11 protein-coding genes, 2 tRNA genes and 1 pseudogene are annotated in these 14,155 nt (G+C 41.4%); 4 read left to right on the top strand and 10 right to left on the bottom strand.

Annotated features, from left to right (window positions below; all coding sequences use genetic code 11):
* The first annotated feature begins 698 nt into the window (after window positions 1-698).
* Together Q0541_RS32355 and Q0541_RS32350 are read left to right on the top strand one after the other, a co-directional pair.
* The gene (locus Q0541_RS32355) at window positions 699-1,658 is read left to right on the top strand and encodes a ribonuclease Z (RefSeq protein WP_298920790.1); all 960 of its coding nucleotides are present in this window, start codon (window positions 699-701) and stop codon (window positions 1,656-1,658) included.
* A gap of 570 nt (window positions 1,659-2,228) precedes the next feature.
* Window positions 2,229-4,442: an exopolysaccharide transport family protein gene (locus Q0541_RS32350; protein ID WP_298920787.1), complete on the top strand. Its 2,214-nt coding sequence runs from the start codon at window positions 2,229-2,231 to the stop codon at window positions 4,440-4,442.
* Between the two features lie 93 nt (window positions 4,443-4,535).
* On the opposite strand, the gene Q0541_RS32345 is transcribed toward Q0541_RS32350, so the two are convergent.
* Window positions 4,536-4,697 carry a hypothetical protein gene (locus tag Q0541_RS32345; RefSeq protein ID WP_298920785.1) on the bottom strand — a complete coding sequence of 54 codons (162 nt, stop codon included), beginning with the start codon at window positions 4,695-4,697 and terminating at the stop codon, window positions 4,536-4,538.
* A gap of 134 nt (window positions 4,698-4,831) precedes the next feature.
* Between Q0541_RS32345 and Q0541_RS32340 the strand changes: the two genes are divergently transcribed.
* Entirely contained in the window at window positions 4,832-5,986 is a 1,155-nt protein-coding gene (locus Q0541_RS32340) for a SpoIID/LytB domain-containing protein (RefSeq protein ID WP_298920783.1), read from the top strand.
* A 76-nt stretch (window positions 5,987-6,062) separates the two neighbouring features.
* Here Q0541_RS32340 and Q0541_RS32335 read toward each other — a convergent pair whose 3' ends face one another.
* Window positions 6,063-7,361 carry a hypothetical protein gene (locus Q0541_RS32335; protein WP_298920781.1) on the bottom strand — a complete coding sequence of 433 codons (1,299 nt, stop codon included), beginning with the start codon at window positions 7,359-7,361 and terminating at the stop codon, window positions 6,063-6,065.
* A gap of 227 nt (window positions 7,362-7,588) precedes the next feature.
* Here Q0541_RS32335 and Q0541_RS32330 point away from each other — a divergent pair, with 227 nt between their 5' ends.
* Window positions 7,589-8,068 (top strand): hypothetical protein, encoded by a 480-nt coding sequence (locus Q0541_RS32330; protein WP_298920778.1) that lies wholly within the window; start codon window positions 7,589-7,591, stop codon window positions 8,066-8,068.
* 88 nt (window positions 8,069-8,156) lie between these two features.
* Here the strand turns inward: Q0541_RS32330 and Q0541_RS32325 are convergent.
* From Q0541_RS32325 to Q0541_RS32290, 8 genes and pseudogenes are all read right to left on the bottom strand, one after another.
* Window positions 8,157-8,228, bottom strand: a tRNA-Gln gene (locus tag Q0541_RS32325).
* A gap of 885 nt (window positions 8,229-9,113) precedes the next feature.
* On the bottom strand, window positions 9,114-9,911 hold the full coding sequence (locus Q0541_RS32320) for a WecB/TagA/CpsF family glycosyltransferase (RefSeq protein WP_298920776.1): 798 nt from the start codon (window positions 9,909-9,911) through the stop codon (window positions 9,114-9,116).
* On the bottom strand, window positions 9,883-10,020 hold the full coding sequence (locus tag Q0541_RS32315; RefSeq protein WP_298920774.1) for a hypothetical protein: 138 nt from the start codon (window positions 10,018-10,020) through the stop codon (window positions 9,883-9,885). Before Q0541_RS32315 ends, Q0541_RS32320 begins: the two co-directional genes overlap by 29 nt.
* Before the next feature lie 359 nt (window positions 10,021-10,379).
* Window positions 10,380-10,655, bottom strand: coding sequence for a hypothetical protein (locus Q0541_RS32310; protein ID WP_298920772.1), 276 nt, complete (start codon window positions 10,653-10,655; stop codon window positions 10,380-10,382).
* A gap of 32 nt (window positions 10,656-10,687) precedes the next feature.
* Window positions 10,688-10,771 (bottom strand) — tRNA-Leu (locus Q0541_RS32305).
* Window positions 10,772-10,872: 101 nt separating this feature from the next.
* The gene (locus Q0541_RS32300; protein ID WP_298920770.1) at window positions 10,873-11,994 is read right to left on the bottom strand and encodes an alpha-hydroxy acid oxidase; all 1,122 of its coding nucleotides are present in this window, start codon (window positions 11,992-11,994) and stop codon (window positions 10,873-10,875) included.
* A gap of 121 nt (window positions 11,995-12,115) precedes the next feature.
* Window positions 12,116-13,009, bottom strand: a pseudogene (locus tag Q0541_RS32295) (hypothetical protein).
* 177 nt (window positions 13,010-13,186) lie between these two features.
* Window positions 13,187-14,065 carry a M48 family metallopeptidase gene (locus Q0541_RS32290; protein WP_298920767.1) on the bottom strand — a complete coding sequence of 293 codons (879 nt, stop codon included), beginning with the start codon at window positions 14,063-14,065 and terminating at the stop codon, window positions 13,187-13,189.
* Between the last annotated feature and the right edge of the window lie 90 nt (window positions 14,066-14,155).

Below are 14,155 nucleotides of genomic sequence, written 5' to 3'. Positions count from 1 at the left end.
AATAATCTAACCAAAGCCTCCCGATGATCATTCGGGTAGGCTTTTGTTATTGCTGAGAATCGTCAACTTTTGACTGTGGCAGTTTCTGCCACTCAGTTATCTTTACTAATCTCAATTATGAGCAGGACTGCAAACTATTATCATGGATGTCCGGGTGAGTCATCTCTGGAACAAAAATGTATCCCCTCGATAATCCGATTCTCCGCTTCCGTGGCAAAAACCAATTATTAATCGGACTAGAATCGGATGAAGACCTAAACGGTATTCATCCATACTCCATACCTTTCTTTCTGCGAACGGATAGTTTAGCATTAAAGAAATTGCAGTTTCAAATTGAGTTTTTTTTCCAGCTTTCTTATTCAATTGGGTCAGCTTCTCTATATTCAGGTCGTGGTACACGCAGACAAAATATAATTTGTTTGAGGTATTCTCAACCACGCCTACAATCTATTTTTTCACCTGTAAGTTTGCTTAACCAATTTGCCACCTTTGTACTATTCCATAGTCCACGATCTGGACTCTTCTGTGATCGGACTTGATATTATTCCAGAAAAAACAAGAGACAGCATTCATGAAAGAATGATAATCATTATGAAAGAGAGAAAAGGCGACCTTCTCTCAAAAGTATTTTGCTCATTAACCGTGTCACTATAGAAAATAGAGCTGCAAATTGAGCAATAGGAAGACTAAAGAACGCTGTGCAGATAACATTCTTAGGGACAAGTTCCGGTGTACCCACACGATCGCGCAATGTTTCCAGTGTCGCCCTGAGATTACCCCAAAGGGCAGAACTGTGGTTATTCGACTGTGGCGAAGGCACCCAACATCAAATTATGCGGAGTGAACTGAAAATCAGTCAACTCTCCCGAATTTTTATCACTCATATGCACGGCGACCACATCTTTGGCTTGATGGGACTTCTTGCCACTTGCGGCTTGGCTGGCAATGTGGAACGAATTGATATATATGGGCCACCTGGATTAAATGATTACATTCAAGCTGCCTCCCGCTACTCCTACACACACTTTTCCTACCCCATTAAAGTCCATGCCATCCATCCAGGAGTAATTTATGAAGACGATGACTTCACCGTTAGCTGTGGTAATTTGCATCACCGCATTACAGCTTTCGGCTACCGCGTAGCCGAAAAAGACCGAGCAGGACGCTTTGATATCGAAAAAGCCAAGGCGTTGCAAATTCCTCCCGGTCGCATTTACGGTCAACTCAAGCGCGGTGAAACAGTGACCCTTGGCGACGGACGGGTGATTGATGGGACCCAATTATGCGGCCCTATAGAAATAGGTCGAAAAATTGCCTATTGTACAGACACAATTTATTGTGATGGTGCAGTGCAATTAGCTCATGATGTAGATGTATTAATTCATGAAGCAACCTTTGCTCATCAAGATGCAGACATGGCTTTTCAGCGATTGCATTCCACTACCACAATGGCAGCGCAAACAGCTTTAGCTGCTGGGGCACATCGACTGATTATGAGTCATTTCAGTCCCCGCTATGCTCCTGGCAATACCTTGGAGTTGAAGGATCTCCTTAAGGAAGCCCGTGCTATTTTTCCCCGTACTGATATGGCTTATGATTTCATGATTCATGAAGTACCCAGGCGGCGGGAAGTAGAGTTAACCAAGCTAGGCGCTTAAATTTTGATTTTAGATTCTAGATTTCCTCTTGAACCCTTCTAATCTAAAATCTAAAATTAACCAGGCTCTATCTTAGAGTTTAGTAGTCCAATTCATAACGTCCAGCAAATAAACAGCAGTTTATTTTTACGAGGAAGTAAACTATATTAACCAAAAAAATACGGGTAACTAAATGTATCAATAATAAATAAATATTATGGTTCAAATATTTTTCTTAATTTAATTTTTATATTACAAGTTATCAAAATAACTTTAACATATAGTAGTGTTGTGAATCTGAGAATTTTTTACTTAAGTACTTAGGAAAAATAATTAATTTTCCGTCAAGATTTTTCTTTTTTAAAGAAAATATTTATTGAAAATTTATTCTTCCAATACTGATTAAGAATTTATATGCATGAATTGATGAACATGAAAGCGCCAGTTGGCATAATATTGTGCCAAGTGAGCTTGTCATTATTGGAAGAATAATTAAGTATGTTGTTGTAGCTATAGATGTAAAAAAACATTTCACATTTCTTATAAATCTTCCAAATAAATATAGTGTTTCGATATTAGAGGGGTTTGATAGTGGCTAAGACTAGTCTGAATCAAGAGCAACAGGTTACTACTTCAGCACAAGGTGCAGTTGACATCAGACAACTATTTACTATTTTGCTTCGTCACCGCTTTCTGATCTTGGGGGTTTCCTGTGTAGTTATGTCAGCTGCTAGCCTCTTGGCTGTAATTGCTAAACCTACTTACCAGAGCAATATGCAGATATTGGTGAGTTCCAATTTATCTGAAGGAGCACAGTCAAATAATATCCCAGTAGATGCAGATAATCAAGTTACTGATTCTAATTCTCAAGTTGTTGATTCCACTACTCAGATGAAACTTATGCTGAGTTCTAAGTTGCTTCAGAAAGCCGTAGATTTACTTCATTCTGATTATCCTGATATTACCTTAGAGGATATCAATGGTCAAACAGAACGGAACAAAAAAACATCTCTAGAAGTGACTCCAGAAGAAGGAGGCATAGGAGCTAATAAAGTTTTTAGTCAAGTATTTAAAGTTTCTTTCGATGATGACGATCCAGTCAAAGCACAAAGAGTACTTCAATCTCTACAAAAAATCTATCAAAACTACAATAAAGAGCAACAAAAAGAACGTCTAAATAAGGGACTGGCTTTTGTAAACGCTCGCCTACCTGAGATAAAAAAAGAGGTGAGTAAAGCTGATAAAAATTTAGAACAGTTTCGCAATAAACATAAATTACTCAATCCCGAAGTCCAAAGTAAAATCCTGCTAGAATCTCTAGCCGATATTCAACAACAGCTACAAACCACTCGTGCCAATCTTGAAGACGTAAATGCTCGCTACGATAACCTAGAGCAACAAATAGCGTCTTCATCTCAGCAGAATGAACTAATTTCTTCTCGTTTAAATCACTCAAGCCGCTACCAAGCACTATTGAGTGAAATTCAAAAGACTGAACTAGCATTGGCTAAGGAGCGGCTGCGCTATACAGACGATTACCCATCGGTACAAAAACTAAAGCAGCAACGCCAAAGTCAACTGTCGCTATTACGACAAGAGGTGAAAGCTATTACTACTAGTAGTAAGGGAGAACCGCTCTTGAAAGGGCAAATGGTAGGGGTTGATCCAACACTAGTAGACGAGTTTATTTTGGTGCAGACAACTGTCTTAGGACTAACTGCCAATGAAAAGAATCTAGCCGAGTCAGAACAGCGACTCCGCTCTGAGCTAAACAAATACCCAAGCTTAATAGCAGAGTATAACCGTCTGTTGCCAAAGGTACAAACTAGTCACAAAACCCTTGAACAACTGCTTCAGGCGCAACAGTCCTTGGGACTGAAAATTGCTCAGGAAGGATATAACTGGCAAGTTTTAGCAGAACCGGCTCTAGGTACTTATATGGGGAGCAACATATTATTACTTTTGGTTGGGGGAGGAGTAATTGGGCCGATTTTAGGTATCTTAGCAGCCCTGATTTTAGAAAAGTTTAATGACGCTATTTATTGTGCGGGAGATTTAAAGAAACTGACGAACCTACGTGTACTGGGGTCAGTACCAAAACTACCGTCGCGTGGTGTCAAAAAGCGGCGGCTGAACCTGCCTTGGAATGGGCAGCGAACCTCAGATTCCTCTGTAGTAGAAGTCACTACTAAATTGCCCGTCCATGAAACCTTGGACATGATCTACCAAAATATTCAAATATTAAAATATCCCTTACCCTTCAAGTCATTGATGTTGACTTCAGCACTACCAGGGGAAGGGAAGACAACCTTAGTATTAGGGCTTGTGGCTAGCGCTACCCGAATGCATCGACGGGTATTAGTTATTGATGCTAACCTACATAATCCTAGCCTGCACAAAATTCTGGAACTATCCAATGACTGGGGACTATCTCTGTTATTAGTTGATGAGACAACTACTCATTTTCAAGATTATATCCAGCCTATTCACCCCTCTATTGATATTTTGACTGCTGGACCTGTACCAGAAGACACGGTGAAGTTGCTCAGTTCTCGAAGGATGAAAGAACTAATAGAGTTGTTTGAGGAAACATATGACTTAGTACTGATAGATGCTCCGCCTATTTTAGGCACAGTTGATGCCAGAATTGTGGCATCTCTTTGCAATGGTATCGTAATGGTAGAGCGCATGGGTAAAGTAACCCGAACTGAACTGACTCAAGCTACAGAAATTTTGAGTAAGTTGAATTTAATTGGAATTATCGCTAATGAAGTGAGCAATTCTCAAAAGGTATTGGCATCGTAGGCAGACCAAAGAAGACGCCAAGAGTGGGAGACGCACCGACGCTCTTGAAACTCTCAGTGTCCCCGCGTTCCTGTGTCCTCTTTTGTCCGGTTTTTAAATGCAACCGCACTGATATTTGTAGGATGAAGCACAGGTAAGAACTTCTGGTATGCGCGATCGCAATAGCAATCCTAAATCATTCGTGAACAACGAGATCCCCGACTTCTCTGAGAAGTCGGGGATCTGAGCCTTGCCAAGAGCGAGTGTCAAGATCATCTGATTTCTACTTTATAGCTAAAGCAAAATGCATAATTAGTAGGAGGTGGCAACCTCCTGCGTTGGAGAAGTGTCTCATCTTAAAGTAGTAGACGCCATAGTTGAGAGCGTCAATTAGATACTAGTGTGATTAGATGATCAGCATGAAATTCCAACTTTACTTAGGCTCTTTCTTTTCCCAGATTAAAGTACGTCATTCGTGGGTAAGTGTCCTTTTGTGGATAGCTTTGGTTGTCCCAGCCCAAGCATCTGTAATTCTGCGTGTGGCAATTGAGAGAGGGGTTAATCAGGTAAAAGTGGGCAGTTCCACGACTGGGATCGTCAAGGATAGTACTGGCCGGACTCTCGGAGAGTTGCCAGCCATGAGTGCATATTATGCCCAAACCATTCCTGGCGGAGTTGCTTTAGATAAGTGGCAGTCTGGTTTATTTTGGATTGAGCCAACTGGTAAAGGATTCGTTTATATTGGCGATCGCTGGTATCGGGGTAGAACTCTAGTTGTCCCTACAGAAAAAGGCTTAACCGCTGTTAACTGGGTTGATGACCAAGAATATCTTTACAGCGTTCTCGGTGGCGAAATGGATGCTAGCTGGCCCCAAGAAGCTTTAAAAGCCCAAGCGATCGCAGCCCGCACCTATGCCCTCTACGAACGAGAAAAACAGCGGAATAATCCTATTTATGATTTAGGCAATACCCCAGATCGTTGGCAAATTTACAAAGGTGTCATTAGTGAATCTCCTGCTACTTACGCCGCAGTGGATTCCACATTAGGGCAAGTACTAACTTACAAAAACCGGATTATTCTTTCAGTTTTCCACGCTTGTTCTGGGGGACACACTGAAAATGTGGAAGATGTTTGGGGAAGCAACGAGCCTTACCTACGGGCTGTTCAAGACTACGACCAAAATATCAAAGAGTGCAATTGGGTGAAAACCTTCTCACCTACTGAAATTAGCGCTAAATTTCCTGAGGTGGGCAATGTCTTGGATATGATTGCGGAGACATACTCACCTTTCCGCAGTGTTAAAGTCTTGAAAATTGTCGGCAACAGGGGTACAAAGGTACTACAGGGCGAGGAAGTGCGGACAGCCCTCAAGTTAAAAAGTACGCGCTTTAGCGTCACCAAGGGAGCCGATGGTAGTTTTGTACTGCAAGGGCTTGGCTTCGGTCATGGTTTGGGCATGAGTCAGTGGGGGGCGTATAATCTGGCTCGGCAGGGAGTGAACCACTTGCAAATTTTGGGGCATTATTATCAAGGTGTAGCCTTAACACCAATTCAGGCGAAGTAAGGAGAAAGTTAGGAGTTAAAAGTTAGGAGTTTTAAATAAATCTTAATTATTCACTCCTCACTCTCAACTCTTCACTCTATTCCCCACTCCCACGTTCCAAGCGCCGTTGCCATTCAGCATCAATTTGTGCAGAACGCTCAACTTCCTGGTCGAGTAAGTCAGTTTCGCTAGAATACACTAAATCTTCATTGCCAATAACTTTTTCTGTTGCAAATTGTTGAGCATAGTCGATTTTTTGTTGCAAAAGTGCATCAGGACTTGCCAATAGCCTTGATCGGGAAAGGCGATCGCGGTTGCGATCAACAATTTTGCGATTACGCCACCGAATCCAGAAATAACGCAATAACGGTACACCTAAGAAACCTGCTCCGTAAGCCAATAGCAGCCAATAAATTCCTTGCACAAAAGCTACCAGTCCACCTAATTGGACAGCAACTGTGCCATCTCTCAACAAACTTCCCAGTACTAAAGCACCAACAAAATTTAGTACACCCAACCCAGCACTCAGCATAATTTGCCCTGAACTTGCAGCACTAAAACGCCAGGGTAATTCCTCCAAGTAAGCTGATATTGAATGACGGCGTTTTTTAACTGCACTTACCTGCAACTCTGGGAAGTAATAAACAATTTGCCCTTCCGGACTTACCGTCGGTTGCCCATTAAATCGCGTCAGAACAGGCAGCATATAATCTTCGTACTCTCTTGTATATCCCTCGCCAATGTCATCCAAATATGGGGCAATTTGTTCTGCTACCACTGCACCACGGTTACTCCGAATCACCGTAGCAATTTCTTGCCAGCGGCGTTCTTCTAAGTTGGCGTTTGGATTCCCATCACCAAACAAAAACGAAAACACAGCTTCAAAGAAATTCAGATTGCTTTCTTCTCGGCTTCCACGTCGCCGTTCCTGGTAGTGGGTGTCATAATTTGGGCTAAGATACCAGAATAAATTTGGAAAATAGAAGAACCCCCCACCGCCGGAATTACTGCCCCGATTGTTGCCATCACGGTCTGAATTGGCAGCAGTAATGATAATGAAGATGGTAACAGTTATCAGGACGATGGAAAGAGTTAAGAAAATTCCAAAAGAAATGCGAATCAGGTAAAATAGAACACTCCAGACCTTTTTCCACCATTCCTGCAATCGTAACCGGAAGTATTTATTACGCAAAATTGCTCGAAAATTTTGTGGGAAAAGGTAAACTATATCACCTGAATCCGCTACCTGCAAATGTCCCCCAGCATCAGATGCCAGGGCTAACAAGCTTTGATTAGCTTCAGCGACGTTCAATCCTGCCTGAGTTGCCACATCACCAACGGTGACACGATAGCCCAGCTGTTCCACAGCTTGCATGATGGTGGGACTGGGAGCCATTGCTCTCCCCTCCTGTTGAAACTTATTCCCTTTTCTTAAGTATAAAGTTTTATTTTGAGCGACTTGGCAGGTGAAGGATTGAAGCATGAAATCATTAAAAATATAAATCACATGAATTTGGCAAACCGACACTGAAATAGATTTACCAATAAATAACCTGACACGCAAGATGTTATAATTAGTTTCCTCAGCTTGGTTAACCAGCAAATTTTCTGCTCAAATCAAATATGGTTCAGTACACTCTCGCTCAAAGCCCAGAAATTATCCTCACTGTTTCTGGAAAAGATTCAGCCAAAGCCCGTGACAAAGCAATGGATCAGCTGATGGAACTGATGGATGCAGGTAAGCTACCCACGGAACTGGAAGAAGGATTTGGCCCTCAACAATTAATTGAGGTTAAAGAGCCAACTATTGATACTGTTAGCGGTGAGGATACCATTACACAAGCTGTTCAAGTGCTGAGTAACTTGGCCACACTCAAGCTAAAAGTTCAGGACTCACGAACTGAAGCGTTGGAAATTCGCAAAGCTGTTGATGTTCTGTTCTCCGACGAGTCGGTAACTGAAGAGGAAATTACTCGACTCAAGGAAGGTTTTAAAGTTCTCAAAAATTTTGCCCAAGCTAATGTACGTTACCAGGAAGCGCGATATAAAGCAGAACAGGCTCGGCAGACTCTGGATCAAGCTCTCAAATCGCCTGACAAGTAACATTTACAGAATTAGATGCATTGATACGCATCTTAAAATGTAATTAAATACTCTAAAAGACAGGCATGAGAGCCTGTCTTTAGATTGACTGGGGCGCTAGGATTCGAACCCAGGAATGGCGAGACCAAAACCCGCTGCCTTACCACTTGGCGACGCCCCAATGATTTCACTATAGTTAATATAGCACTTAGTTCTGGGTTAATGTCAAGTACTTTAATAGTTGGTTTCAGGTAATGGATTTTTACAGCAGGACCTTGATTGGTCGGAATGCTTACATTTAGCCTCTTTGATCATTTTGGGGTGAACCCTATAATCAACGTTTGGCTGTATCGTCGAACTGACGTTAATTTATCCGATAGTGATGAAAGAGGGTTAAGGGACAAAATTGTGCGATCGCGATTCGCTTTGCATCTAAAATGTGCCTCACTTGATTATGAACGCCTTAGGATCTGTTGTTGCTGACTAAGGACACACTATTTCTTTTTATGGATGACTTGTTGGTAAATTGTCGTCAACGGTGATATTACTGAGAAAGTAGAATATAAATCGAGATAGTTAAAAACTCTGTACAAAGCAAAAATGCCTGAGTTGCTTGAATAGTCAGAATGACTTGCCTTATAAGGCTTAATTAACCCTCACAGTTTAAAAATGAGCGGACGGACAGTAATTATAAATATTCATTCAAACTTTATATTACATGTAACTTTAATATTCAAAGCTAGGGGCAACTAGATTATTTCTTTTCACGCCAGTCAGTCTTACCCCATTTGTGAGAGGTTAAGATGAAATCAGTTTTGTCAAAAGTTATAAGGTTGTTAATTAACGCGGAGTGTGAGTATCGAATTTAATATTATACGGAGTATTGGCGGTAAGAATGAGTGGCACTTTTTTAATGACGCATAGGCGTAGCTCCCCGTAGGCATCGCTAGCCCAAAAATTGTGTTTTTTACCCCCCTTTTCAACAGAATTTTAAGCACTATTACTTATTGATAAATTATTTATGACCTTAACCTCTTACGGATGGTCTTACCCTATTTCCTTTTCCTTAATCCCCAGTGTCGTGAAGGAAGACCGCTGCAATACGACTTGATGATAGTAGTTGCTTCGTAGCCAGCCATATAAATAGTGGAATGGTCTTAGCATAGCGACTGCAAAGTCGGCGCGGTTCTTGAATCCATCGATACAGCCATTCAAGTCCTAAGTCTCGAACTATGCGGGGTGCCCGCTTGTGAATTCCTGCATAAACTGGGAAAACTCCACCCAGTCCAATCATTACAGCTTGTATCTTACCCTTATGTTGAGCTATCCAATTTTCTTGTTTGGGACATCCCAGAGACACTAAGACGGTGCTGGCACCACTAGAATTAATCTTTTGAACCAAAGCTTCGTCTTCAGTTTCAGTCAGGGGACGAAAGGGTAGAGGTTCCATCGCCGCAATCTTCACCTGGGGAAATTCCTGCTCTAACCTTTTTCGCATCCTAGAAAGAATTTCTGTTTGGGAACCTAGAAAGAAAATACTAAGATTTTGTGTTTGAGTTAGCTGACACAATGCTAGGAAAATATCCATCCCTGCCACACGGTCTTGGTAAAGCGCTCCCATTTTTCGCATCATCCATACAAGAGGCATACCATCAGGAGTAACTATATCTGCATTTCGTAATACGGTAGCAAACTCTGGATTCCAATGAGCTTCAATGAGCATATGTACATTGGCTACATATACAGTTTTACTTTCACGCTTATTGGCCCACTTCAGTATTGTTTGTACCTGGTGATCAAAGCGTAAAGCAGTAATAGGAAAATCAAGCACTTTTTTAGTAGGTAGAAGCACTCTTGCCACCATCAATAACTCCTGTGTCCAAGAAAAAAATCCATAGATTACCTAGACCAATCCGAATATTGAATAATTCCGATTGGATGACTCCTGACTTTTTGTCGGCTTGTGTCATCATTGGAAGTTAACACATGGAGGTGCAATTGGCTTCTTAGTATACTTTTGGCTTAATCGGTAATACTAGAATTATTTGCTGTTGTGTCTTAGCTTACTGTTTTAAGCTAGGGATTTCAGACGCTGTTTGCCAAAATTCATACTTCCTTTATAATTAATTTTTGATAGATTCATGCAAGCATTACAATTGCGATAAATTCCTATGGATATATATTTTTTTGCGTAATATTTGCTACATCTACAAATTAGATGGCGAAGTGAAATACCAGACACTTAGTCTGATGATTTTGATCCGTAAGTATATGCTTAAGAGGTTTAATTCAAATTAATATATTTTAAAGAATGACTAATAATTTTTTCTTATTATTTTCCAAATCTATTACAAATTTGATTTATTTTATATACTGAAATATCCCTACAATTTATTTTTTTATCAAATAAAAGCTCAAAAAATAAGGGGAAGATAAGCTTATCTTCCCCTGCTATATTGTTTTTGTTATTGTCTGGTTTGTTACTTTCCTTGAGTCTTTGCCGTAACATTTGCCTTTGCTTTTTAAGTTGCCGCTTCCTTGCAGAACCGCCTCTACCTTTGTCATTTCTGCCTTCTTTACGGGGAGATTCCCATCTTTTCAGGCGCATTACTTTTAACCTCTCTAGTACTTATTTGCTAGTGGGCAGGAGGAGAATCGAACTCCTATGACCGCAAGGCCGCCACATTTTGAGTGTGGTGCGTCTACCAGTTTCGCCACCCGCCCGTTATATCCAATCTTAACTATTGTACTCTAATTGAGGGATTTTGTAACAAGTCTGAAAATTAATTCTGAAAGTTTTACTGCAATAATAGCTTTTATAAGGCTTAAAGACGTGGCAGGGTCAATAAACTATGGTCAATATCCTCTAGTTTGGCACAGCCGCTAAGTGCCATTCCCACATTTAACTCTTCTTGTAGGAGTGAGATGACATGAGATACACCGACTTGTCCTGCTACTGCTAGTCCCCACAAAATAGGTCGTCCGATCAGTACCGCTTTTGCTCCTAATGCCAGAGCTTTGAGAATGTCTATGCCCCTACGAATGCCTCCATCCAACAGCACTTCTACTTTACCATCCACTGCTGCTACTATTTCCGCTAGGGCATCTAAAGAAGCGATCGCACCATCGAGTTGTCTGCCACCATGATTGGAAACAACAATTGCTTTGGCTCCGCACTCTACAGCCCGAACAGCATCATCTCCGCGTAAAATTCCTTTGATCACTAAAGGTAGTGGTGATAAAGACTGCAACCATTCCAAATCGTGCCAAGTTACTGCTGGGTTTAGCTGTTGGGCAAAATAAGTAAATAACCCAGATTCGCCTTTTTCATGGGAAATATCTAGCCCAGAGATGGTGGCGAGATTAGCCAGATGTAAGTCTGGGGGTAAGGCAAACTCATTACGTCTATCTCTCTCCCTTTGTCCAAGAACAGGTGCATCTACAGTCAAACAAAGTGCTTTGTAGCCTGCTTTATAGGCTTTTTCTACCAAAGCACGAGTTAATCCCCGATCTTTATGGCTATAAAGCTGGAACCATTGCAGAGAATCTGGAAATTTATCACATGCAGTCGCCACTTCTTCAATGCTTTTTGTTGCCAGTGTACTTAACACCATGCCCACACCAGCTGATGCCGCGGCTAGAGCCGTGGCTACTTCTCCGTCTGGATGAGCTAGACATTGAAAAGCCATCGGTGCAATTAACAAAGGTAGTTGCAGGGGTTGTCCTAAAATAGAGGTAGTTAGATTGCGATCGCTAACATCGACTAATATCCGAGGTCGCAGCTTGACTCGCTCAAATGCAGCACGATTATCCCGCAATGTTATTTCATCCCAAGCACCACTGCTATAGTAATCAAGCGTCATTTGGGAAAGATGCTCTTTTGCTAGCTTTTCGTACTCAAAGAGATTTATGGGTTGAAAGCGATCATCGTTGGTTATAACTGTCATGGTAGCGGCTCTGGGTTAAGCAATAGGATGTTTTTAATCCGATTGTCCGATTTAACAAGCTTAAAATTTTCATTGATTTCTTAGTAAAGGTGAAAAACCCAGTATTTCCGATTGAGTTCTTCTAAAGGAACCTATTTAATAATTCTTCTCTGGATAGTTGCAGTAATAAAGGTGTAAATTCCTCTGGAGATAATGTTAATAAAGCTTCAGTAATTACTCTTAGGTCTGCATCTAAAGAACCAAAGCGAACTTGCAACAAATTCTCTATAACATTACGACGTTCTGCTTGAATTCCTTCTTGTTTGACTTCTGCTAATTTTTGCTCATAAATAGGTGATAAGCGCATAATAAAATCTCTATCCTCTTCGTCTATATTTTGATTGAATTCTAAGGTAATTTTTAAATTCAATAATAAATCAATTGCTTTGGAACGTAAGGGATTATTTTGGGGAAGTGCTTCTAGTTCATCTATCGCTTGTTGCTGGACTCTTCCCTTACCTAAAATTCTCAACCATAGTGTTTCTTCTGTACACGGTAATTGGTGAATTACCACAATTGCTGTTCTCAAATAATCGCCTAAAAAATGTACTCTTATTCCCTAATTTTCTTCATCTAAGTTAGTTCTAAAACCATCCAATATAGATTCAGAAGCTGTGGGTGACAAAATCCACAAACGTGGTAATTCTGATTCTGCAAGCCGATTCTTTTCACCTTTAGCTTGACGTTTTACTTCAGCAAAGATATCAAACAACTTATTCATGCAACTGCGGATCTCCGCAATTGTAGCCGCATTTCTAAATGGTTCAACTAATGCAGGTTCAGCCGCAAATTTTCCTAACAGCCCTAATTCTATTGTATTCTTTGTATTTTTTGTGGATTGGGGTGGAGGTACAAAATAAACATCAATCTCTCGAATTTGGGCTGGAACTTTCCGACTTGTTTCCACTTCTCCCAATGGTTGTAACAATTCTTTAAGATAGTCTTTGGCGAACTGGTCGTAAGGAAACCTAGTCATTAGCTGATTTTTGGGCTGTACCAGTATTTTAGATCACAGTCCGATTGCCCATAGCTTACCTGAAAAAATTTAGGAAGTGCGATGTCTACGACGGGCTGCGCCAACGCATTAGCGAATCCCTGGAGTATTGTAAGCCAAAACACATCTAATTTACATAACCAAATTTCATTAGTAGCTCTACCAGTTTCGCCATCCGCCTTTAGGTGCAACTTCATTACTTGTAGACTTCAGTCCATGACTTTGGATTAAAGATTGATATTCTGTGCTGCTTGCCCAGCGGTCAATTTCTCGCGCCCGCAGCACTGGCACTGGATGAGTTAATTGGGCTGTACGGGCGGCTTTGACCATTTCGCCTAGTTCGGTTTTGCTAATGTCATCGTAAGCACGGGCTTGGGCAACAAAGGCATCAAGATTCAGTTGTGGCGCTAAGGTGGGGGAACCACCCGCCAGCTTCATTAACACTGACATGACAACTTTGGGGTCTTGGGTTGCTAGTAATGCGGCGCGATCGCAGGTAAACTCAGCACAGCGAACCCATTCTAAAAGCTGCGCCTGTATCGCTTGAGCAACGAAGGTGCCGACATTGGGCACAATCGCCGCAGCTAATATTAATAAATTTACAGGAGTTAAATAAACGCTATGGTCACACTTGAGATGCCCCAATTCGTGGGCAATTACTGCTTGTATTTCCTCTGGTGTGAGGATATCAATCAGGGATGTGTGTAGCACAACAAAGGGCTGCTTACCCCGCACAGCAAAAGTATAGGCGTTGGGAGCCGGATGTTGCCGGACGTACAACTGGGGAGGCTCTATATCCAGGATTTTACAGGCGTCTAACAACAGCTTATATAAATCGGGCAGTTGCTGTTCACCCACCAGAACGCTGGAGGCAATATTTTCCACATAGAAAACCTGTTCTGCCATTGGGCCGAGCCAATTTCGCACCAACATATCTATGCCTGGTATTTGCTTGAGCGTTTTGGTAGCTTCCAGGTCTAATGGATGACGAAATGAGTCAGCTTTTAAACCAATTAGCGGGGTTTTGAAGAAGGACATAGTGCAGCAAGCTATAAAAAAACACAACTATGGAATCTGGCTGGTTAAATAAACAGCCTCCCACAGTTAGTATAACGATTTAAGTAGGGT

It is taken from the genome of uncultured Nostoc sp. (genome assembly GCF_937863485.1).
In the GTDB taxonomy this organism is placed as follows: Bacteria; Cyanobacteriota; Cyanobacteriia; order Cyanobacteriales; family Nostocaceae; genus Nostoc.
Note: the sequence above shows the minus strand (reverse complement) of the source record. Positions and strands in the feature narration are given on the sequence as shown.